The sequence below is a fragment of the Mycolicibacterium sp. CBM1 genome (assembly GCF_054073305.1).
On sequence record NZ_JBSXPP010000019.1, the window covers coordinates 55,039 to 77,528 of the forward strand.

General features: G+C 68.9%; 18 protein-coding genes and 1 pseudogene. 12 read left to right on the plus strand and 7 right to left on the minus strand.

Going from position 1 to position 22,490, the window contains the following annotated elements:
• Positions 1-2 precede the first annotated feature (2 nt).
• The 8 genes from ACXDF8_RS22230 to ACXDF8_RS22265 all read left to right on the plus strand — a co-directional run bounded on the left by ACXDF8_RS22230 (position 3) and on the right by ACXDF8_RS22265 (position 8,689).
• A complete protein-coding gene (locus ACXDF8_RS22230; RefSeq protein WP_457225442.1) occupies positions 3-959 on the plus strand; it encodes a carbohydrate ABC transporter permease in 957 nt (318 codons plus the stop codon).
• Between the two features lie 3 nt (positions 960-962).
• Positions 963-1,841, plus strand: coding sequence for a carbohydrate ABC transporter permease (locus ACXDF8_RS22235; protein WP_457225443.1), 879 nt, complete (start codon positions 963-965; stop codon positions 1,839-1,841).
• On the plus strand, positions 1,841-2,977 hold the full coding sequence (locus tag ACXDF8_RS22240) for an ABC transporter ATP-binding protein (RefSeq protein WP_457225444.1): 1,137 nt from the start codon (positions 1,841-1,843) through the stop codon (positions 2,975-2,977). The genes ACXDF8_RS22235 and ACXDF8_RS22240 overlap by 1 nt, the downstream gene beginning before the upstream one ends.
• A gap of 2 nt (positions 2,978-2,979) precedes the next feature.
• The gene (locus ACXDF8_RS22245; protein ID WP_457225496.1) at positions 2,980-4,128 is read left to right on the plus strand and encodes an ABC transporter ATP-binding protein; all 1,149 of its coding nucleotides are present in this window, start codon (positions 2,980-2,982) and stop codon (positions 4,126-4,128) included.
• Complete coding sequence (locus ACXDF8_RS22250) at positions 4,125-5,873, plus strand: dihydroxyacetone kinase family protein (protein WP_457225445.1); 1,749 nt, start codon at positions 4,125-4,127, stop codon at positions 5,871-5,873. The genes ACXDF8_RS22245 and ACXDF8_RS22250 overlap by 4 nt, the downstream gene beginning before the upstream one ends.
• Positions 5,870-6,337, plus strand: a complete 468-nt coding sequence (gene derI1, locus ACXDF8_RS22255) for a D-erythrulose 4-phosphate isomerase DerI1 (RefSeq protein WP_457225446.1) — start codon at positions 5,870-5,872, stop codon at positions 6,335-6,337. Before ACXDF8_RS22250 ends, derI1 begins: the two co-directional genes overlap by 4 nt.
• Before the next feature lie 135 nt (positions 6,338-6,472).
• Positions 6,473-7,099, plus strand: a complete 627-nt coding sequence (locus tag ACXDF8_RS22260) for a nucleoside/nucleotide kinase family protein (protein ID WP_457225447.1) — start codon at positions 6,473-6,475, stop codon at positions 7,097-7,099.
• Positions 7,100-7,411: 312 nt separating this feature from the next.
• A complete protein-coding gene (locus ACXDF8_RS22265; RefSeq protein ID WP_457225448.1) occupies positions 7,412-8,689 on the plus strand; it encodes an ATP-binding protein in 1,278 nt (425 codons plus the stop codon).
• A gap of 6 nt (positions 8,690-8,695) precedes the next feature.
• Here the strand turns inward: ACXDF8_RS22265 and ACXDF8_RS22270 are convergent, their stop codons facing one another.
• Both ACXDF8_RS22270 and ACXDF8_RS22275 read right to left on the minus strand, forming a co-directional pair.
• Positions 8,696-10,231, minus strand: coding sequence for an ATP-dependent DNA ligase (locus ACXDF8_RS22270; RefSeq protein WP_457225449.1), 1,536 nt, complete (start codon positions 10,229-10,231; stop codon positions 8,696-8,698).
• A gap of 88 nt (positions 10,232-10,319) precedes the next feature.
• Positions 10,320-11,861, minus strand: a complete 1,542-nt coding sequence (locus ACXDF8_RS22275; protein WP_457225450.1) for a molybdopterin-dependent oxidoreductase — start codon at positions 11,859-11,861, stop codon at positions 10,320-10,322.
• 117 nt (positions 11,862-11,978) lie between these two features.
• Between ACXDF8_RS22275 and ACXDF8_RS22280 the strand changes: the two genes are divergently transcribed.
• Together ACXDF8_RS22280 and ACXDF8_RS22285 are read left to right on the plus strand one after the other, a co-directional pair.
• Positions 11,979-12,746 carry an SDR family NAD(P)-dependent oxidoreductase gene (locus ACXDF8_RS22280; RefSeq protein ID WP_457225451.1) on the plus strand — a complete coding sequence of 256 codons (768 nt, stop codon included), beginning with the start codon at positions 11,979-11,981 and terminating at the stop codon, positions 12,744-12,746.
• Between the two features lie 76 nt (positions 12,747-12,822).
• A complete protein-coding gene (locus tag ACXDF8_RS22285) occupies positions 12,823-14,979 on the plus strand; it encodes an acyl-CoA dehydrogenase family protein (RefSeq protein ID WP_457225452.1) in 2,157 nt (718 codons plus the stop codon).
• Between the two features lie 32 nt (positions 14,980-15,011).
• On the opposite strand, the pseudogene ACXDF8_RS22290 reads toward ACXDF8_RS22285, so the two are convergent.
• The 3 genes and pseudogenes from ACXDF8_RS22290 to ACXDF8_RS22300 all read right to left on the minus strand — a co-directional run bounded on the left by ACXDF8_RS22290 (position 15,012) and on the right by ACXDF8_RS22300 (position 17,825).
• A pseudogene (locus ACXDF8_RS22290) lies at positions 15,012-16,413 on the minus strand (class I adenylate-forming enzyme family protein).
• A 28-nt stretch (positions 16,414-16,441) separates the two neighbouring features.
• Entirely contained in the window at positions 16,442-17,389 is a 948-nt protein-coding gene (locus ACXDF8_RS22295; RefSeq protein WP_457225453.1) for a thiolase C-terminal domain-containing protein, read from the minus strand.
• Positions 17,390-17,414: 25 nt separating this feature from the next.
• Positions 17,415-17,825, minus strand: coding sequence for a hypothetical protein (locus tag ACXDF8_RS22300; protein ID WP_457225454.1), 411 nt, complete (start codon positions 17,823-17,825; stop codon positions 17,415-17,417).
• Positions 17,826-17,945: 120 nt separating this feature from the next.
• Between ACXDF8_RS22300 and ACXDF8_RS22305 the strand changes: the two genes are divergently transcribed.
• Together ACXDF8_RS22305 and ACXDF8_RS22310 are read left to right on the plus strand one after the other, a co-directional pair.
• Entirely contained in the window at positions 17,946-18,959 is a 1,014-nt protein-coding gene (locus ACXDF8_RS22305; RefSeq protein WP_457225455.1) for an NAD-dependent epimerase/dehydratase family protein, read from the plus strand.
• A gap of 210 nt (positions 18,960-19,169) precedes the next feature.
• A complete protein-coding gene (locus tag ACXDF8_RS22310; protein WP_457225456.1) occupies positions 19,170-21,302 on the plus strand; it encodes a SpoIIE family protein phosphatase in 2,133 nt (710 codons plus the stop codon).
• A 10-nt stretch (positions 21,303-21,312) separates the two neighbouring features.
• On the opposite strand, the gene hypB is transcribed toward ACXDF8_RS22310, so the two are convergent.
• Both hypB and ACXDF8_RS22320 read right to left on the minus strand, forming a co-directional pair.
• Positions 21,313-22,104 carry a hydrogenase nickel incorporation protein HypB gene (gene hypB / locus ACXDF8_RS22315; RefSeq protein WP_457225457.1) on the minus strand — a complete coding sequence of 264 codons (792 nt, stop codon included), beginning with the start codon at positions 22,102-22,104 and terminating at the stop codon, positions 21,313-21,315.
• A gap of 22 nt (positions 22,105-22,126) precedes the next feature.
• On the minus strand, positions 22,127-22,462 hold the full coding sequence (locus ACXDF8_RS22320; RefSeq protein WP_457225458.1) for a hydrogenase maturation nickel metallochaperone HypA: 336 nt from the start codon (positions 22,460-22,462) through the stop codon (positions 22,127-22,129).
• Positions 22,463-22,490: the final 28 nt, after the last annotated feature.

Sequence of the window (22,490 nt, forward strand, 5' to 3'; positions counted from 1 at the left end):
CTATGACCACCCAGACACCCAAGGCGCCGACCACCGACCCCGAACAGCCGGCGACCGCGAAGCGCGCTGCCCTGCCGGAAGTTCCGATCTGGCGGCGCAAGTTGCGGCCCTACCTGTTGTCGATCCCGGCGCTGGTGATCGTCGTCGGCATCCTCTACCCGTTTGTGGTCGGCGCCTATTACGCCTTCCTCAACTACGCCGCGGTCAACCCCAACCCGCACTTCGTGTGGTTCAAGAACTTCGCCTCGGTGCTCGGCGATGAGGTGTTCTGGCAGAGCGTGAAGGTCACCGCGATCTTCGCGATCGTGGCGACCGCCGTCGAGACCGCCCTCGGCGTCGGGCTGGCACTGCTGCTCAACCGGTCGAGCATCATCGGCAAGATCTTCGAGAAGGTGCTGATCCTGCCGCTGATGATCGCCCCGGTGATCGCCGGCGTGATGTGGAAGCTGATGTTCAACCCCCAGTTCGGCATCCTCAATCACGTTCTGGGCCTGGGCAACACCTTCGACTGGCTGTCAGGCACCACGGCACTGTGGTCGGTGATTCTCGTCGACGTCTGGATCTTCACCCCGTTCGTGGCGATCTTGGTATTGGCCGGGATCCGGTCGCTGCCACGCGAGCCGTTCGAAGCATCCGAGGTCGACGGTGCCGGTTGGTTTTACATGTTCCGCAAGCTGATGCTGCCGATGCTGTGGCCTTACATCCTGGTGGCCGTGATCTTCCGGTTCATGGACAACCTCAAGGTCTTCGACCACATCTTCGTGCTGACCGCCGGCGGTCCGGGCGTGGCCACCCGAACCTTGCAGATCGGCGCCTTCGAGGACTCGATCATCAATCTCGACTACTCCCGGGGCAGCACCTACATGCTGCTGCTCTGGATCATCGTCTTCATCACCGCGCGCTACCTGGTGAGCGTGCTCGGCAAGGCGCAGCGCCGCGCTGCGGGAGCGGAGTCCTAAACCATGGCACTGTTGAGCAGACGCGAACTCCTGCCGGGCCAGAAGCGGCTCGCCATCGGATCGGTGGCCGCCGACGTCGGCCTCGTCGGCTGGTTCGTCTTCTCGTTGTTCCCGATCGCCTGGATGGTCATCCTGGCGCTCAAGAACGCCGAACAGCAGACCACTACCTACTTCTCCTTCAGCCCGACCTGGTCCAACTTCGCCACCGTGCTGTCGGACAAGGGCACCGAGATGACCAGCGTGGACTTCAAGTCGGCGATGCTGACCAGCCTGATCAACTGCGGTGGCGCCGTGATCGTCTCGCTGGTGATCGGCATTCCGGCCGCCTATGCGGCGGGGCGCTGGAAGTACAAGGGCAGCGAAGACCTGATGTTCCAGATGCTGTCGTTCCGGTTCGCTCCGGAACTGATGGTCATCGTGCCGCTGTTCGTCATCTACAACCAGATCGGGCTGTTCGACACCAAGGTCGGCATGATCTGGGTGCTGCAGCTGGTCACCATGCCGCTGGTGATCTGGATCCTGCGGTCCTACTTCCAGGACCTGCCCGAGGATCTCGAGCACGCCGCGCTGCTCGACGGCTACACCCGGCGGCGGGCGTTCCTGATGGTGGCGCTGCCGATCGTGCGGCCCGGTATCGCCGCGGCAGCCCTGCTGGCGTTCATCTTCGCCTGGAACAATTACGTCTTCCCGCTGATCCTGGCCGACACCAATGCCGGCACGGTGACCGTGGCGATCACCAAGTTCCTCGGCGGCGGCGGGCAGGCGTACTACAACCTGACGGCGGCCGCGGCCATCATCGCCGCGCTGCCACCACTGATTCTCGCCCTGACCATCCAGCGTTACCTGGTGCGGGGCCTGTCGTTCGGGGCGGTGAAAGCCTGATGGCGACAGTCTCTTTGGTCAACCTTCGCAAGACCTACGGCAAGGTCACCGCGGTCGACGACGTGAGCGTCGACATCGCCGACGGCGATTTCTTCGTCATCCTCGGCCCCAGCGGCGCGGGCAAGACCACCACGCTCAAGTCGATCGCCGGTTTGGTCGACATCGACGGCGGCGCGGTGCACATCGGCGGCGCCGACGTGACGCGGGTGGAGCCCTACCACCGCAACGTGGCCATGGCGTTCGAAAGCTATGCGTTGTACCCGCAGAAGACGGTCAGCGACAATCTGGCGTCGCCGCTCAAATCGGGCCGCACCGGCAAGTACAGCGACACCGCCCGCACCGAACGCATCGCGCAGGTCACCGCCACCCTGGGAATCAACCATCTGCTCAACCGATTTCCGCGTGAACTGTCCAACGGGCAGCGTCAACGCGTCGCACTCGGACGGGTGCTGGTTCGCCCTGCCGACCTCTACCTGCTCGACGAGCCGCTGAGCCACCTCGACGCCAAGCTGCGTGCGGCTATGCGTGCCGAGCTCAAGCAACTCGGCGCGATGTCGAGCACCACCACCATCTATGTCACCCACGACTACCAGGAGGCGCTGGCGCTGGGGGACAGGATCGCAGTAATGCGGCTCGGAAGATTGGTCCAGATCGGCACACCGGAACAGATCTGGCGCCGGCCGGCCGACACCTTCGTCGCCCGCGCGCTCGGGCAGCCCGAGATCAACATCCTCGACGGCGTGGTAGACGACGGCCGAATCCGGCTGGGGGACGGGTCGTTCGACGTGCCGGTCCCGGCCGGGGTGACGGTGGAGCGCGGCGACCGCGTCCGAGTGGGTCTGCGACCCAGCGATATCACCGTCGTTGGTGACGGCGATCCCCGCGCACAGCTGTCCGGTCGGGTCAAGCTGGCCGAACGACTGGGCCGCAACATCGAACTCACCGTCGAGGTGGGCGGCACGCAGCTGATCGTGCTGGCTTCCGGGCGGGAAGGCGTCGGTGAGGGCGCTTCCGTCGCGATGACCGTCGCCGACGCCGATATCCACGTCTTCGCCGCCGAGGGTGGCGAGGGGGCCGGGCACAGCGCCAGCCTGCGGGCCGGCAACCGCGACACCACGTTGGAGGCCGTACAGTGAGCATCACGACAAGCACCACCGAACAACCGAGCCCGGCTCTTGGCGGCGTTGGGGGAGCTGCCAAGAGCCTCACCCTCACCGATTTGGTCAAGACCTACGCGTCGCGCGGGCGGGAGCAGGTCACCGCCGTCAAGGGCATCAACCTGGCCATCGAGTCTGGCGAGTTGGTGGCCCTGCTGGGACCGTCCGGTTGCGGCAAGACGACCACACTGCGAATGATCGCCGGATTAGAAACCGTGACAAGCGGTTCCATCCGAATCGGCGATCGCGAGATCTCCCGACTACCCGCCGCCAAGCGTGGGATCGGGGTCGGGTTCGAAAGCTATGCCCTCTACCCACCGATGTCGGTCCGCGAGAACCTGCTCTACGGGTTGAAGGCCCGCAAGGTCAAGGGCGCCGAGGAGATGGTCGCCGCGATCAGCCGACGGCTGGAGATGGACGACCTGATGAACCTGCGCCCGGCCGGGCTGTCCTCGGGGCAGAAGCAGCGCGTGGCGCTGGCGCGGGCACTGGTACGCAACCCGCCGGTGCTGCTGCTCGACGAGCCGCTGAGCCACCTCGACGCCTCGGCGCGCCAACGGGTCCGGCGCGAGCTGAAGATCCTGCAACGCGAATTCGGCTACACCACCATCGTCGTCACCCACGACCAGGTCGAGGCACTGTCCCTGGCCGACCGGCTCGCCGTCATGGACGCCGGCATCGTGCAGCAGTTCGGCACGCCCGATGAGGTCTTCGACGACCCCGCCAACCTGTTCGTCGCACAGTTCGTCGGCGAGCCGCAGATCAACACCCTGCGGGGGGTCACCCGGACCGAGGCCGGCCGGGTCTGGGTCGAAATCGGCTCCGGCACAGGCCGGCTCGCCACGGCCGTGACGGGCGTAGCCGACGGAACGCGGGTCACCGTCGGCATCCGTCCCCAGGACGCAGCCATCGATACCGCTGCCGGTGACGGTATCGAGTGCACAATCGCCTATTTCGAGCACCTCCTGGAGTTCGGCCTCGCGACCAGCACGGTCGCCGGCATGGAGGAGGGCATCGTCGTGCAGACAACCCCGCTGGAGAGCTACGAACCCGAGCAGAAGGTGGTCGTGACCGCACCGCCGGAGCGGGTCTATCTGTTCGATATCGACAGCGGAGATCGGCTGCGATGACCAAACTGTTCAACGATCCGGCCCGGTTCACCGAGGACATGCTGGCCGGCTTCCTCGACGCCAATGCCTCCTATGTCACCGGCGTGCCCGGCGGAGTGGTGCGTGCCACCGAGACCAGGCCCGGCAAGGTTGCCGTCGTCATCGGCGGCGGCTCGGGGCACTACCCGGCGTTCTGCGGGACGGTGGGCGCGGGCTTCGCCGACGGGGCCGTGGTGGGCAACATCTTCACCTCGCCCTCGGCCGAGGACGCCGCCTCGGTGGGCCGTGCCGCGCACGGCGACGCGGGAGTGCTGCTGACCACCGGTAACTACGCGGGCGACGTGATGAACTTCGGACTGGCGGTCACCGCGCTGCGTAACGAGGGGATCGACGCCGAGTACTTCCCGGTGACCGACGACGTGGCCAGTGCACCGAAGGGCGACGAGGCGAAACGACGTGGTATCGCAGGCGATTTCACCGTCTTCAAGTGCGCCAGCGCGGCCGCCGAGGAGGGTCTGGACCTGGCCGGCGTCGTTCGGGTGGCACAGTCGGCGAACACCGCGACTCGCACCCTCGGTGTGGCGTTCGCCGGCTGCACTCTGCCCGGAGCGCACGACCCGCTGTTCACCGTGCCCGACGGCAAGATGGGTCTGGGCCTGGGCATTCACGGCGAGCCCGGGGTAGCCGAGCAGGACATGCCCACCGCGGCCGCGTTGGCCGCGACCCTGGTCGACGGGGTGCTGGCCGATACTCCGGTCGGCAACCCGTCGCAGCGCGTCGCGGTGATCCTCAACGGTTTGGGCCGCACCAAGTACGAGGAACTGTTCGTGGTGTGGGCGGACGTGGCGCGGCTGCTGCGCGACGCTGGCTACGTCATCGTCGAACCCGAAGTGGGTGAGCTGGTCACCAGCCTCGACATGGCCGGCTGCTCGCTGACCCTGATGTGGCTCGACGACGAGCTGGAACGGTACTGGATCGCCCCGGCCGACACCCCGGCCTACAAGAAGGGCGCCGGCTCGCTCGAGCGTCAGCCCGCAACCAAGCGCACGGCGGCGTCCCAGGCCGCTTCTGCTGCAGCGGATCTGGCGGATCTCGCCGACGACGAGGGCCGCGCGGGTGGCCGGCTGGTGGCCCGCGCGCTCGACGCGATGGCCGCGATGCTGGCCGATGCCGAGGACGAACTGGGCCGCATCGACGCCGTCGCGGGCGATGGCGATCACGGGCGCGGCATGGTGAAGGGGTCGTCCGCCGCGGGTCGGGCCGCCGAGGACGCCGTCGCCCGGGGCGCCGGACAGGGGTCGGTCCTGACCGCAGCGGGCACCCAGTGGGCGGCCAAGGCCGGCGGAACGTCGGGAGTGTTGTGGGGCGCGCTGCTCGGTGCGCTCGGTACCCGGCTCGGCGACACCGGCCGACCGGCTGCGACGGCCGTGGCCGCCGGGATGCGCGACGGGTACGACGCGTTGATCCGGCTCGGCGGGGCGGCGCCGGGCGACAAGACCATGCTCGACGCGCTGCTGCCGTTCGTCGAGGAACTCGAGCACCAGGTCGCGGCGGGGCGGAGCTGGCAGGACGCCTGGCGGTGCGCCGCCGAGGTGGCCACCGCGGCAGCCCGCGACACCGCGGACCTGCGCCCCAAGGTCGGGCGGGCCAGGCCGCTGGCCGACCGCAGCGTCGGAACCCCCGATGCCGGTGCTACGTCGCTGGCCATGTGCGCCCGCACCGTCGCGGAGTGCTTCACGCTCACAGCCAAGGGAGACAACGGATGAGTGACGGACTTCGGATCGTCGTCGGTGCCGACGACGCCGGTTACGAATACAAGGAATCCCTCAAGGGCGACCTGCGCGGTGACGCCAGGGTCGCCGAGGTCATCGATGTCGGCGTCGGCGCCGACGACAACACCGCCTACCCTCATGTGGCGGTCGCCGCGGCGCGGATGGTCGCCGAGGGCAAGGCCGACCGGGCGCTGCTGGTCTGCGGCACCGGACTGGGTGTGGCGATCAGCGCCAACAAGGTGCCGGGCATCCGGGCGGTCACCGCGCATGACAGCTTCTCGGTGGAGCGTTCGGTGCTGTCCAACAACGCGCAGGTGCTGTGCTTCGGCCAGCGGGTCGTCGGTCTCGAGCTGGCTCGCCGGCTGGCCCGCGAATGGCTGGGCTACGAGTTCGACCCGGCGGGCGCGTCGGCGGAGAAAGTCGACGCCATCTGCGGGTATGAGCCCGTCGCGCAGTAATCGGAGTCGAGGCGTTTGAAGTCTTCAGCGGGTGGGAACAGTGCCGGAGGGCGCGCGGCGGCGCCCCCCGAGACGTGACACCGAGAGGCCCGGTCCCTGGACAAGCGACCGGGCCTTTCGTCTGCCCTGGGTAGGTTGGCCAGCATCGTGGCCGTCACCGAATCGCTAGCAGCTGAGCTGTCGGGGTGGCTCGACGCTGAGCCGGGTCGGCTGGTGGTCGGGCTGACCGGACCGCCGGGTGCCGGCAAGTCGACGCTGGCCCAGGCACTCGTCGACGCGGTTTCGGGTGCGTCGTATCTGCCGATGGACGGCTTTCACCTGTCCAACGCCATGTTGGACCGGCTCGGCCGCCGCGACCGCAAAGGCGCCGCTGACACCTTCGACGCCGCCGGGTACGCCGCCACGCTGCGCCGGGTGGTCGACGACTACGGCCGGCGCGACGTCTACGTTCCGGCCTTCGACCGCGGCCTGGACGAGCCGGTGGCCGCCGGCCACGTCGTGCCCGCCGGCAGCAGGCTGGTGGTCACCGAGGGCAACTACCTTGCCTTCCCGGAGGGGGAGTGGGCCGGGGTGCGTCCGCTGCTGGACCGGCTGTACTACGTCGACTGTCCGGCGCCGGTGCGGCGGGACCGGTTGGTGCGCCGCCACATCGATGGCGGGCGGTCGGCGTCGGCGGCCGCGGCGTGGGCCGAAACCGTCGATGAGCGCAATGCCCAACTGATTGCGGCGACACGACAGTTCTGCGACGTGGTTCTCGGCTGACCGTCCGTCGGTCAGCAGCAGCGCGGATTGGGGCTGACCTCGGCGACGGACATGATGATCGCCGGGACGGCGGCGTCGAGAACGCCTTGAGCGCGGAACCGCCGAACACCTGGTGCAGCACCTCCGAAATCCCGAACGTCAGGGTGGGGGCACCGCCGGTGCGGCAACGATCCTGTCCCTCGGGGCTATCGGCGGGGTCACAACGGCGCCGATTTCCGGGGCCGCTTCTCACCCAGGTTCCCCACCCTATTGGGGGATGCGGACGGTCGGTCGGCTGCGTCACCCTCGACCGACGAGGTGAGGAGGTGTCGTATGCCGCCGTGGCGACTGCGCGATTATCACGATGAAGATTTAGACCAGGCCATCCAGGTCTGGGACCAGAGCCGCGCTCCGGGGACAGGTGAGCCGGTGTTCACCGTCGCCGAGGTGATGGCGGCGGCGCGCTCCGGGCAGCCAGCGGTGGTGGCCGAGGTCGGCGACGAGGTCGTCGGCATGGCGGTGGCCCGCACCCAGGGCGAACGGGCGTGGATCCTGTTGGTGGCGCTGGGTTCGCGCTGGCGGCACCGGGGGATCGGCAGCGCACTGCTCGTCGACCTGGAGCAGCGGCTGCGGGCCCAGGGCGTGCGCCGCATCTGCGCGGTGCTGCCCGAGGGGGCGGCCGGCGCGGCCGCGATGGAAAACTCCGGCTATACCCGCCGGGAGGGCCTGGTCTACTTCGAGATGGTCGAGCAGCTCGGCCTCGACCAGGCCAATCTGCTCGCCGAACTCGGCGGCCAGCTCTTGCCCCCCGGCCTGCTCGGTGAGATGGCCGGCATGGAGCAGGAGAAGCAGATCATCGAGCGCCGCATCGTCGATCCGCTGGCGCACCCGGAGGTGGCCGAACGCTACGGGGTCCAGCCGCCCAAGGCGGTGATCCTGTTCGGGCCGCCGGGTACCGGCAAGACCAGTTTCGCCAAGGCGATCTCGTCGCGGCTGGGGTGGCCGTTCGTGGAGTTGTTCCCGTCCCGCCTGGCGGCCACCGGCACTGGCGGTCTGGCGGCCTCGCTGCGGGAGGCCTTCGCCGAGCTTGCCGAACTCGACGAGCTGGTGCTGTTCATCGACGAGGTGGAGGAGATCGCCACTGCCCGCTCCGGGGCGTCGAGTGCGGAGCTCGGGGTCACCAACGAACTGCTGAAGCTCATTCCGGCGTTCCGGCAGAAGGACAGTCGGCTCCTGGTCTGCGCCACCAACGCGGTGCACTCGCTGGACTCGGCGTTCCTGCGGCCGGGCCGGTTCGACTACGTGATCCCGGTCGGCCCGCCCGATCAGCCGGCCCGGCGCGCCGTGTGGCAGCGCTATCTCGGCAAGGCCGGCGTCTACGTCGACGTCGACCGTCTGGTGGAGGTCTCGGCCCTGTTCACCCCGGCCGACATCGAATTCGCCGCCCGCAAGGGATCGCAGGCCGCTTTCGAGCGGGAGATGAAGCACGGCCGAGGCGAGCCGGCCACCACGCAGGACTACCTCAATGCGATCGGCGAGATCAGACCGACGCTGACGGCGGACATGCTGGCCGAATTCGACCGCGGCAAGGCTGATTTCGCCCGCGTGTAGCCATGCTCAGGGGCGTTCGTAGAAGGCGCGCACGGTGTCGACGGTGTCGGCCTCGGCCGGGCTCTTGTCGTCGCGATAGCGCAGCACCCGGGCGAAGCGCAGCGCCATCCCGGCGGGGTAGCGGCTGGAGCCCTGCACCCCGTCGAACGCGATCTCGACCACCTGCTCGGGCCGCACCGGCACCACGTACCCGTCGAGCGGACCCGTCGCCAGCTCGGTGAAGCGCGCGGTCTGCCAGTCCAGCATCGTGTCGGTCATGCCCTTGAACGTCTTGCCCAGCATCACGAACTCACCGGTCTGCGGGTCGCGGGCGCCGAGGTGGATATTGGACAGCTTGCCGGTACGCCGTCCCGAACCCCACTCGACGGCCAGCACCACCAGGTCCAGGGTGTGCACCGGCTTGACTTTCAACCAGCCCGCGCCGCGCCGGCCCGCCTCGTAGGGCGAGCCCGGGGCCTTGGCCATCACTCCTTCGTGGCCAGCGGCCAGGGTGCGGTCAAGAAAGTCCTGTGCGGCAGCCACTTCGGTAGTCACCAGCCGGTCGACCCGATGCTCGGCCGCAACGATCGCGTCCAGCGCGGCCGCCCGGACGTGGGTCGGCTCGTCGAGCAGGTCGACCCCGTCGAGATGCAGGATGTCGAAGAAGAACACCGACAGCGGCTGCGCGGCCCGGGCCGCGGCCCCGTCGAGTGATCGCCCGAACCGCGATGCCGTGACCTGGAAGCGATGCGGGCGCCGGTCGGGCCGCAGCGCGATGGCCTCGCCGTCGGCGATGAGGTCGGTCACCGGCAGCGCCAGCGTGGCCTCGACCACCTCCGGCAGCCGGGCGGTCACATCGTCGAGGCTGCGGGTGTAGACAGTGACCTCGTCGCCAGTGCGGTGGATCTGCACCCGGGCTCCGTCGAGCTTGGCTTCGAGTACCGCTTCGCCGCCGAGGCGCTCCAGGGCGTCGGCCACCCCGGTGGCGGTCTGGGCGAGCATCGGACTGACCGGGCGCCCCACCCGCAGCGTGAAATCGTCGAGCGCCGCGGTGCCGCCGGTCAGCGCGGCCGCCGCGACGGCAGGCAGGTCACCGCCGAGCATGGCCGCGCGGCGCACCGCCGCCGCCGGGAGGCCGGTGGCCTTGGCGACGGCATCGGCCATCACCCCGGCCAGCGCGCCCTGGCGCAGTTCCCCGGACAGCAATCGGCGCAGGAAGACCTGTTCGGTGTCGGTGGCGGCGGCGAACAATCGCTGGAGCAGGTCGGTGCGCCGCGCCTGCGATCCCTTGCCGGCCACGGCACCGATCTCGCTGAACAGGGCGTCGACCGCCGAGATCGTCAGGCTGGACTCCTCCGCCGGCGAGGGCAGCGAGCGCAGCGCCGCCCAGCCGACACCGATCTGGCGCTGCGGCAGCTCACCGGAGAGCCAGGACACCACGATCCGTACCAGCCGCGGCTCGCCCGCACCGGCCAGCAGATCGGCGATCCGGGCGACCTTGGCCAGCCGCGACGACGTTGCCGACACGTCGGCCGAAGCGGCTGCGACATCACCGAGCAACATGCATCCAGGTTAGGTCTTCGCCCAAACCGACAAACCGCATCGTTACGTCGAGTGAAGTGCGCCATTTCGTCGATCTCGACGAGCAGTACTAGCGAACTTCGAAACTCACCGAGTGCCAGCCGGTCGCACCGTCGGGCACCGGGGGCGCCTCGTCCTCGGTCTGCACCACTCCGGTGTTGTCGGTGGCTCGGACGGTGATCGAGTGGGTGCCGGCGTCGGTCGCGTTCCAGGCGAAGCTCCACAACCGCCACGCATCGTTGGAGTAGGACGCGCCGAGCTGGGCCGGCTGCCACGGGCCGCCGTCGATCCGCACCTCGACCGCTTTGACGCCCCGGTTCTGCGCCCAGGCCACGCCGCCGAACGTCACCGGGCCCTTCGCGACCTTCTGTCCGTCGCGTGGCACGTCGATGCGCGACTCGGTCTTGATCGGTCCGTGCTCGGACCAGCCGAGCTTGGTCCAGTACGCCTGGGCCCGGTCGAAGCGGGTCAGCTCCAGATCGACCACCCACTTGGTGGCCGAGACATAGCCGTAGAGTCCGGGCACCACGAGGCGGGCGGGATAGCCGTGTTCGACGGGCAGCGGAACGCCGTTCATCCCGATCGCGAGCATGGACCTGCGGCCGTCGGTCAGGGCCTGCACCGGGGTGCCTGCGGTGAACCCGTCGATCGACGTCGACAGCACCATGTCGGCGTCGGCGTGGATTCCGCTGTCGGCCAACAGGTCCCGGACGCGGTAACCCGTCCAGGTGGCGTTGGAGATCAAGTTGCCGCCGACCGGGTTGGACACGCAGGTCAGCGTCACCACCATCTCGACCGGCTCGAACTTCTTCAAATCGTCGAAGGTGTAGGTGATCTCGCGGTCCACCATGCCGTGAATCCGCAGCCGCCAGTCGGCCCGGGAGAGCTGCGGCACGCTCAGGGCGGTGTCGATGCGGTAGAAATCGCCGTTGCCGGTGATGAAGCTCGGCAGGTCGACGCCCTTGGGCGTCACGTCGGCGGGGATCGGTGCAGCCGGCGACGGCACCGACGGCAGCGCGAAGTTCTCCCGGTCGCCAGACACCGACTGCAGGCGCCGGCTGATCACCGCGCCGGCGACGCCGCTGAGCAGACCCAAACCGGCGAAGCCGAACGTCACCAACGACAACCGCCGGCCGGGGTCCACCCCGGCCGCCTCGGTGGCCGGGGTGACCCGCCCGTCATTGATCCGGCCCGAGGTCAGCAGCCGCAGTACCGCGATACCGCAGATCGCACCGATCAGGGTGGGGAGCACATCGGCGGGACTCGAACCGGGCCGGGCGAGCACGGCCGCGCTCCCCGCGGCGGCACCGGCCAGGATCGCCAGCGTGCCCGTCGGCACGCGCGAGCGTTCGCCGATCGCCGCGACGGCGGCGAGCACCGTGACCACCGCGATCACCGCCACCGACAGGAACAGCTTGTCGGCCGTGCCGAACGTCTGGATCGCCCATTCCTTGACCGGTCCCGGCGTCAGATTGATCACCGCGGTGCCCACCGCCGTGCGTGCATCCGCGCTCGGGGAGAACAGGACGGCGGCCAGCTGGGCCACCCCCAGGGCCACCGCGGCGGCTGCGATACCTGCTCCCATGCGCAGACCGACGCCGGTTGTGGCCATGCAAGCCAACCTACCGTCGGGTGGGACCCCACATTCCTTACCGACTGATGACGAGCGGTAACGTGCGTACCAGTTCTGGGACCAGCGGGGTCCGGGCGTCGACGACAGGAGGATGAGATGGAGATCTCGGGCAAGAAGGTGATCGTCGTGGGCGGCGCGTCCGGCTTCGGGCGGGCCAGCGCGGAGTTGCTGGCGTCGCGCGGCGCGCAGGTCGCGATCCTGGACCGCGAGGGCACCGACGGACCTGAGGTCGCGGCCGCTGTCGGTGGCCCGTTCTTCACCGTCGACGTCACCGATTTCGAGGGGACCGAGAAGGTTCTGGCCGACGCCGTCGAGGCGCTCGGTGGCCTGCACGTCATCCTGACCACGGCCGGTGGCGGCGTCGGCGAGAAGACCCTGGGCAAGAACGGTCCGCACGCCCTGGAGACCTTCCGCAGCACGATCGACCTGAACCTGATCGCCAGCTTCAACATCAGCCGCCTCGCCGCGGCTCACATCGCCAAGAACGAGCCTGAGGACGAGGAGACCGGAGAGCGCGGCGTCATCATCAACACCGCCTCGATCGCGGCGTTCGAAGGGCAGATCGGCCAGGTCGCCTACACCGCCGCCAAGGCCGGTATCGCCGGCATGTCGCTGACGATGGCTCGTGACCTGGGCAATCTGGGGATCCGCGCGCTGGCGATCGCGCCCAGCCTGTTCGCCACCGGCCTGACCAAGGGCATCCCGGACGAGTTCGCCAAGGCGCTGACCAAGGACGCGGCCTTCCCGAAGCGGCTCGGCAAGCCCGAGGAATTCGCCAAGCTGGTCTCGGCGATCGTCGAGAACCCGATGCTCAACGGGCAGTGCATCCGCCTGGACGCGGGACAGCGCTTCGCGCCCAAGTGATCCGGGCCCACTCCTCGTCGTCGGTCATTGTGGTAAGGCATTAGACGACAGGCACCGCCGCCTCGAGGAGGACCCGATGGGTATCGCACTGACCGACGACCACCGTGAACTCGGCGGTGTGGCGCGTTCCTTCTTGACCGCGCAGAAAGCCCGCTCGGCTGCCCGGGAACTGCTCGACGCCCCCGAGGAGAGCCGCCCGGCGCTCTGGCCCGCGCTAGCCGAACTCGGTTGGCTCGGCCTGCACGTCGGCGAGCGCTACGGCGGCTCGGGATTCGGTCTGCCGGAGCTGGTGGTCGTCGTTGACGAACTGGGCCGGGCGGTGGCGCCCGGGCCGTTCGTGCCGACGGTGGTCACCTCGGCGGTACTGTCCGTCGCGGGCAGCGAGGAACAGAAGAACCGGCTCCTGCCCGGCCTGATCGACGGGTCGGTGACCGCGGGGGTCGGCTTCGGCGGCGACATCACCGTCGACGGGGGGACGGCTTCCGGCGACGCCGGCGTGGTGCTCGGCGCCGGGCTGGCGGACCTGCTGATGCTCCGCTGCGGCGAGGACATCGTGCTGGTGCCGCGCTCCGCCGACGGGGTGTCGGTCGAGGTGCCGGGAAATCTCGACCGCACCCGGCGATCCGGCCGGGTGGTGCTCGACGGGGTCGCGGTCGACATCGTGGCCGGGGCGCGTTCGGCGGCGCTGGCCTACGCTCGCACGCTGTTCGCCGCCGAGGCGGCCGGCGGAGCGTCGGACTGTGTGGACGCCGCTGTCGAATACGCCAAGGTGCGTGAGCAATTCGGCCGCACGATCGCGACTTTCCAAGCGGTCAAACACCATTGCGCCAACATGCTGGTAGCCGCCGAGTCGGCGGTCGCCACCGTGTGGGACGCCGCGCGGGCGGCGGGGGAGGATAGCCGGCAGTTCGAGCTGATCGCCGCCGCGGCGGCCACGCTGGCCTTCGGTGCCTACGTGCGAAACGCGGAGCTCAACATTCAGGTCCATGGCGGTATCGGGTTCACCTGGGAACACGACGCGCATCTGCACCTGCGGCGCGCGCTGACTGTGCGGGCCCTGCTCGGTGGGGACGCCCCCGAGACCGACGTTTTCGACCTGGCCGCGGCCGGGATCAGCCGGACCAACAGCCTGGACCTGCCCGCCGAGGCGGACACCCTGCGCGCCCAGATCCGCGCCGACGCCCGTGCGATCGCCGGTCTCGGCGACAACGCCCAAGTCGACGAACTCATCGCCACCGGGTACGTCATGCCGCACTGGCCCAAGCCGTGGGGCCGGGCCGCCAGCGCGGTCGAGCAGCTGCTGACCGAAGAGGAGTTCACCGCCGCCGGCGTCACGAAACTGGACTACGGCATCACCGGGTGGGTGATCCTGACCCTCATCCAGCACGGAACACCTTCGCAGATCGAGCGATTCGTCGAGAAGGCGTTGCGCAAGGAAGAGATCTGGTGCCAGTTGTTCTCCGAGCCGTCCGCCGGTTCGGATGCCGCCGCAGTCAAGACCAGAGCAACCCGGGTCGAGGGCGGGTGGACGATCAACGGCCAGAAGGTGTGGACCAGCGGTGCGCATTACTGCAAGCGTGGCCTGGCTACGGTGCGCACCGACTTCGACGTCCCCAAGCACCAAGGCATCACGATGGTGATCCTGGACATGCAAGCCCCCGGTGTCGAGGTGCGCCCGCTGCGGCAGATCACCGGCGGGTCGGAATTCAACGAGGTGTTTTTCAACGACGTCTTCGTTCCCGACGAGGACGTGGTGGGGGAGCCGAACGCCGGGTGGACGGTGGCGAGGGCGACCCTCGGCAACGAGCGGGTGAGCATCGGCGGCGGCGCCGGCGGGACGGCGCCCGCGGCAGCCTGGCTGGTGGACTTGGCCAAGCGCAACGGCGACCGGGTGGTCGGTGCCAGACAGCGGGTCGGCCGGTTCCTGGCCGAGGACCATGCGCTGCGGTTGCTGAACCTGCGTCGTGTCGTGCGTAGCATCGAGGGAGCCGGGCCGGGGCCGGAGGGCAACATCACCAAACTCAAACTGGCCGAACATTTTCAGGAGCAGGGGGCCATCGCCGCCGCCTTGGTCGGTCCGGACCTTGTGCTCGAAGTTGGCGAGGGTGAACTCGCCGCCCGCGCTGCGATGGGCGCGCGCGGGATGGCCATCGCGGGCGGCACCTCCGAGGTCACCCGCAACCAGATCGCCGAACGCATCCTCGGTATGCCGCGGGATCCGCTGATCACGTAGGCACTCGATGCCGGCCGGGCGCTTTGCTGTGGCTACCGCACCTTCTCGAAACGTCCGGTGATGTCGCGGTATTCGGTTCGGACGGCGTTCTTGTCGAGCTTCCCGCTGGGCAGTCGGGGCAGCGGATCGTAACGCAGCACCACGTAGCGCGGAACCTTGTAGTCGGACAACACCTTCTCGCAGTGCTCGACCACCGCCGATTCGGTCAACCCGGACCCCGGCGTCACGCAGATGATCGCGGCCGGCGTCTCACCGAAGCGTGGATCGGGCGCGGCCGTGTTCGTCGCTGACACCCAGGTCGCCGCTGTGCAGCCAGCCGTCGCGGATGGCCGTGGCGGTGGTCTGAGTGTCGTTCCAGTAGCCGGGCGTTACGCCGGGGCCCCGGACCACCAGCTCGCCCGGCTGTCCGGGTGGCGCCATCGAGCCGTCGTCGGTCATCACCCGTACTTCGGTGAAAATTGAACCGGCGCCGCATGAATCGGGGTGTTCGAGGGCCTCGGCCTTCACCGTCGCCGTCGCCACACCACCTGCTTCGGTCATGCCGTAGATCTGGCGCAGTAGCACGCCCTTGTCGGCCCAGCGCCGCAGGAGGTCAGAGGGGACTGCCGCTCCTCCGACGATGGCGGTCTGCAGCGAACTGAGGTCGGCATCGGCGAACTCCGCGGTGTTGGAGAGCGCCTGGAAGATCAATGGCACCCCGAACAACGCTCGCACCGAGTGTCGTTCGATCAACCGCACCGCCCGGCCGGGGTTCAGCTCCGGCTCTACGATCAGCGTCCCGCCGAGGACGGTTGTGATCAGCACGCCATAGACGAGTCCCGGTGTGAAAGCGAGCGGCAGCACCAGCAGCGTCACGGTCCCGGGCCGGAAACCTTCCTCGGTCAGGGTGTTCTCCAGGACGATGCCCATCAGGGTCTGGCTGGTCAAGATCACGCCTTTGGACAGCCCGGTCGAGCCGCTGGTGAAGATCACCGCGATCGGGTCCTGGCCGTCGGGTTCGACGACGAAGTCATCGGGCTCGCCGACTTGGCACGCCGTGATCCTGTCGAAGCCCCACACCACGAACTCGCGGCCACTGGCACGTGCATCGTCGGCCAGGCTCAGATGGCTGGGTGCCGCGATGACGGCGCTGATGTCGGCGTCGTCGGCGATCTTGCGGATCTCGGCCGGTTTGAGCCTGGAATTGAGGGGGACCAGCACCCCGCCACTCTTCATGATTGCCAGCGCGGCGACGGGCCAGCGCAACGAATTGGGTGCCAACAAGCCGATGCGGTCGCCGGGCTTGATGCCGTCGTCGGCCAGCTTGCGCGCCAGACGGCTTGTCCAGTCGTGCAACTGGCGATAGGTCAGTTTGTCCTCACCGACCACCAGGGCGTCCCGGTCACCTTCGGTTCGGGCCCACCACCGCAATGCCGAGGCCACTGAAGCGACCATCGTCCTCCTCCGTACGTGCTGGTTGTGATCAGATGGTGGCTGTTGAGCCGAATAGGGTGGAGCTGACCAATGGTGCCATGGGGCCGCCGATCAGTAGGGAGACTTCGGCGCCGGCGACCGGATTGGCCGATCCACCACGAATCTGGCGCACGGCCTCGGCGACCAGGCCGATCCCGTGGACGAATCCTTCGGCGATATTGCCTCCGGCCGTGTTGATCGGCAGGTCGCCGTTCTCGACGGTCAGATTCTCGACAGTCATGAAGTCGGCGGCGGCCGGCCCGGGCGGGCACAGGCCGTGGTCGATCATCGCTGCCACCGCCGGGCCGGTGAAGTTCTCATACACCTGGGCGACATCGACCTCGCGCGGTCCAACCGCGGCACCCTGCCACAACCGTGCCACCAGGGCAGGATGGAATCCCGCGCTGGTGTAGCGATCTTCGTTCTCCACTGACTCCGACCAGCCGGACGACGCACCCTGAACACCGGACAGGATGTAGGCGGGTTCACCGCGATAGTCGCCGGCACGCTCGGCGGGGACGACGAGAATCGCTGCGGCGCCGTCGTTCTCGCGCGAGCAGTCGAACAGCCGAAGTGGTTCGGATATCAACCGGCTGTGCTGGTACCGGTCGTGGTCCAGCGGGCGGCCATAGGCGACGGCCCGGGGGTTGTTCTGGGCGTGGTGGTAGCCGGCGAGTGCGACCGCTTCGAGTGCCGATGCCGGAACTTGGTCGACCTCGAGCATGCGTTGGGTGCGCAGTGCGCGGCCGCCGAGGCAGGGGCGCGGGTCGTGGCCAGCGACCTGTGCCCGGAACTGCTGGCTCATGGCCGTGCGCTGGTCACCGGGCGCGGCGAGCTGGCTGTCGACAGATCCGCCGACGGCTCGGCCACGGTCGCGGCCCTCGACGCCGATCTGGCCGCACTCGGCGGCACCGAATCGGGCCAGCTCGTGGGAGTACCTCGTGGTGACCGCACACAAGAACTGAGCGGCGGCCCGCCTCGTGCTACTGCGCCGGGACGAGGTGCGGGAACATGTCGTGAAGTCGCTGCCGGACACTGGGTTCCGGACGCTGCGCCGCCCGGCCCGGGGGTGCCGGCGGCGTCGTCAAGGTTGAGGCCGTCGCCGTTGCGCTCCACGACGACGGCGGCGGCGGTGTCATGGCCTTTGTCTGCCCCAGTGTCGGTGCTGCCGCGGTGGTGCTCGCCGTCGCCGACGGCGTCGCAGCAGCCGCGGGTGCGGCGTGCTCGCCCTGCCGTGAGGATTCGTGCGACACCGTGATCACGGCGGCGACCAGGACGGCAAGCACTGCGATGCCCAATGCGCCGAGCAGCGCCGAGGTCGCGCGCTGGATCCTGCTGACGGTGGTCGTCGGGGTCGGGCGAGCAATAGGCCGCGTGGTGGCGTTCAGGGACATGGCCTCGAGCTCCCTCGTCGTGCGGACTCTGTGGGCCGACAATAGTGACTTCACCCGAAAAGTTGCTGTGAACAGATTGCCAATCTTGTCTTCTGTGACGTGCTCGGGCATGCTGCGGCGATGGCTGGCACCGACAAACTGGTCCTCGGCGCGAGCGGATTCCTCGGCTCGCATGTGACCCGTCAGCTCGTCGACCGTGGCGACACGGTGCGGGTCATGGTCCGCCGCAGCAGTTCGACGCGCGGCATCGACGGCCTGCCGGTGGCACGCCACTACGGCGACATCTTCGACGATGCCACCCTCGCCGAGGCGATGGACGGCTGTGACGTGGTCTTCTATTGCGTGGTCGACACCCGCGCCCAGCTGCGCGACCCGGCGCCGCTATACCGCACCAACGTCGAGGGGCTGCGCCACGTCCTCGACGCCGCGGTGAATGCGAATCTGCGGCGCTTCGTGTTCACCTCGACGATAGGCACCATCGGGCTGGGCACCGGCGGAACGGTCAACGAGGACACCCCCTTCGACTGGGGTCGCAAGGCCGGTGGGTACATCCAGTCCCGAGTGGCGGCCGAGAAGCTGGTATTGGACTACAGCCGCGACAAGGGACTGCCTGGGGTGGCGCTGTGCGTGTCCAACACCTACGGAGCGGGGGATTGGCAACCCACACCGCACGGCGCGCTGGTCGCGGCGGCGGCCGCGGGCAAGCTGCCGTTCTATATGCGGCGGATGTCCGCCGAAGTGGTCGGGATCGACGACGCCGCCCGCGCCCTGGTGCTCGCCGCCGACCACGGCCGCGTCGGAGAGCGCTATATCGTCTCCGAGCGTTACCTGTCCTACCAGGAGCTCTACGACACGGCGGCCCGCGTCGCGGGCCGGCGGGGCCCCCGCTGGGGCATCCCGGTGCCCGTGATGCGCGCCGCAGGGGTGATCGGCGGCATCGCCGGCGCACTGGCCCGTCGCGATCTGCCCCTGAACCCTACGACGGTTCGGCTCATGCACATCATGGCGCCGATGGAGCACAGCAAGGCCGTCCGCGAACTCGGCTGGCAACCACGCGATGTTCGCGACTCGATCCGGGAAGCGGTCGACTTCTTCGCCCGCCGCCGCACCGCAATTAGCTCTGCGGGCGAATAACTTGAGGGAAATGAACGCAACGCAAGCTTCGGTGGTGCGCGCCTATGATTGAAATAGCTACGGCTGCAACGGAATCAATATAGAGCGGTGGGCGGCAACCGGGTGGGTGTCCACCGATCGGCCGGTCCGAGTCGGATTTTTGCCCAGCGATGATTACGCTCATGAGGTGCGCTTGGGTCGGATGAATCGCGGGCTGGCTGGTCGACCCGCGTGAACGTGTCCGATCGGCGCACGCTGATCCGTCCCGCTGCGCTGTTGTTCGGCCTGGTCACGGTGGCTTATCTGGCCGGCGCGGCGCTGGCGTGGGACAGCTTCGGCGCCGGGATCAGCCCGGCCCTCTTCCCGCCGGCCGGCGTGACGGTGGCCGCCATGCTGCTGAGCCGAAGATCGCTGTGGCCGGCGATCGCCACCGCGGTGGTGGTCACCGAGCTGGCCGTGGACCTGCGGTACGGGGCCGGGCTGGCGACGGCGGCCGGCTACGCGACGGCCAACGTCGCAGAGCCGCTGCTCGGAGCGGGAGTGGTACGGGCATGGTGCAAGGGGCCACCGGACCTGCGTAGGCGGGTGGACCTGGCGCGTTTTGTGGCCGGGGCTGTAGTGCTGGGCCCGGTGGCGGGCGGTCTGATCGGCGGGACGGTCATCGCGGCCCGCAGTGGGGCCTGGTGGCCCACCGCCGTGCTGCACTGGTGGGCCGGTGACGGGGTGGGAGTCCTGGTGATCGGTGCGCCGATCCTGCTGTGGCCCTTGCAGTCCGGGATCCTGCGTGCGCGCCGCATCGAGGCGGCGTCGATGCTCGTCGCCACCGCGGTGCTGTCGGTGCTGGCGTTCTGGATCGGCATACCGCCGAGTCTGCTGCTACTGCCGGTGATGGCGTGGGCGGCCCTGCGCCTGGACGTCATCGGCGCGTCGCTGTCGGGAGCGGTGCTGGCGGTCACCGCCAATGTGATGACCGCCGCCGGCCATGGACCGTTCGCGGGCCTGAACCTACCGCCCGCTGGTCGGTTGGGGGTCACCCAGGCGTTCATCGCCGTCGTGGTGCTGGTGGCGATGTTGACGGCGCAGGAAGCGGCGGGCCGGGTGGTCGCCGTGAGGCGGCACAAGGCGGAACGGCGCGAGCGGGCGCGGCTGGAGACCCTGGCCAACCTCGGCCAACTGCTCTCCGGTGCGTTCACCCAGAGCCAGATCGGCGAGGCTGTGGTGGGACAGGTGATCAACGACGCCGGCGCTCATACGGTGATTGTCGGACTGCTGACCGCCGACCGCACCCGTCTGGAGTGGGTGGCGATGGGTGGCTACCCCGATTCGGTCGTCGAGCGCTTCGCTGCAGGGGTGGGGATGAACGAGTCCACCGCGGCCACCGACGCGGTCCGCACCGGCAACCCGGTAGCCGTCCGTACCGTCGAGGACTACCGGCGCCGTTACCCGGAGACGGCTGGCTGGATGGTCGCTAGCGGCGGCGCGTCGGTGTTGAGCTGGCCACTGACGGCCGGCGGCGCCCCTATCGGCGTGGTCGTGCTGGCCTGGAGTGAACCGCAGCCGTTGGACACCGCGCAGCTGGCCTACACCTCTGCCGTCGCCACGATGATCGGCCAGGCGCTGGTACGTGCCAGGGTGTACGCCGACGAACATGCCCGCGCCGCGGTACTGCAGGCCGCTGTGCTGCCGAGCAGCCCGGCGCCGATCGACGGGGTGGACGTCGGGGTCAGCTACGAGCCCGCCGATGTCGCCCAGGGCCTCGGCGGCGACTGGTATGACGCGTTGGCACTACCGCACGGCCGGATGTACTTCGCCGTGGGCGACGTTGTCGGGCACGGCCTTCCAGCGGTCGAGGACATGGCCCAACTGCGCAGCGCGGGGCGGGCGCTGGCTCTGCAAGGGTTGTCGCCGGCTGCGCTGCTGATCGAACTCAACACCTTCACCCGGTTCGCCAGCAACGGGAAGTTCGCGACCATGGGGGTGGCGGTGCTCGACCCGGCGTCGGCGACCCTGGCCTACGCCTCCGCCGGACACCCACCGCCGCTGCTGCGACGATGCGCCACCGGCGAAGTCACCCGGCTGTCCGGTGCGCACGGACCCGTCCTGGGCCCGATCGACGACGCGTTCTACACCGAGGCGGAAATCGGCATAGCTGCCGGTGACATCGTTGTCATGTACACCGACGGCCTCGTCGAGCGGCGCGGGCAGGACATCGAAGTCGGAATGGCGCGGGTGCAGGCCCTCGTTGCGCAGTGGGGCGGCGGCGAATCCCTGCCCGCCGCCTGCCGCCAGGTGACGCAGACCCTGGCGCCGCCACCGCGCAACGACGATGTCTGCGTGTTGGGGGTGCGGTTCCACACACCGTGACCCGAAGACGTCAGGATGCGGTCGTCGCCGCCGCGGCGAAGGCGCGCAACCAGTCGAACCACGCCGTCATACCCTCGCCGGTGCGGGCGCTCATCGGCAGGATCAGCGCCGCCGGGTTCACCTCCCGCACGCGCGCGACATAGGTGTCGACCTCGGCGTCTAGGTGCGGTACCAGATCGATCTTGTTCAGCAACACGACATCGACCGAACGGAACATCACCGGATACTTCAACGGCTTGTCCTCGCCTTCGGTCACGGAATAGACCATCACCTTGGCGTGCTCGCCGACGTCGAATTCGGCTGGGCACACCAGGTTTCCGACGTTTTCGATGATCACCAGGTCCAGCGAAGGCAAGTCGAGACCCTGCAGTGCACGGTTGACCATCGGCGCATCCAGGTGGCACTCGCCACCGAAGCCGTTGTTGGTGTTGAGCAACGAGATCTGGGCGCCACGGCCACCGAGCTTGGCGGCATCGAGATCGGTGGCGATATCACCTTCGATCACTCCCACCGCGATGTCGCCGGCGAGCTCGTCGAGGGTGGCGCCCAGTACCGTCGTCTTGCCCGATCCCGGGGAGCTCATCAGGTTCAGTGCCCGAATTCCGTTGGCCTCGAAGGCGGCCCGATTGATGTCGGCCCGGGTGTCGTTCTCGGCGAAGATCGCCTCCAGCACGTCGATGCGCTGCGGGCCGGTGGCATAGCCGCTGTGGTCGCCGTGGTCATGGCTGTGGTCGTGGTCGTGGTCGTGGTCGTGGTCGTGGCTGTGCGCGGTGCCGTCGTCGTGGCGGTGAAACCGACCCATGGTGACTACCTTTCACTTCCGCTCAGGTCACGTCCAGCGAGGTGACCATGAACTCGTTGCCGTGCACAACCTCGACGTCGGCGCTCTCGCACTGTGGGCAGCACACCGACCAGCGTGAGGTGATCTCGGACTGCTGACCACAGCCGCGGCACTTCACTTCGGCGGCGACCAGCTCCAGCTCCAGCTCGGCTTCCGGCATGCTCTCGTTCTCGCGGACGAGGCCCCAACAGAACGACAGCGACTCGGGGACCACCTGACGCAGTGCTCCGACCTGGACCCGGACCACGTCGACGCGCCGGCCCGCCGCGTACGGCTTGACCACCCCGGCGATGGCGTGGCACAGCGACAGTTCGTGCACAGTCGGCCCGTAGCCTTTCTGCTGATGC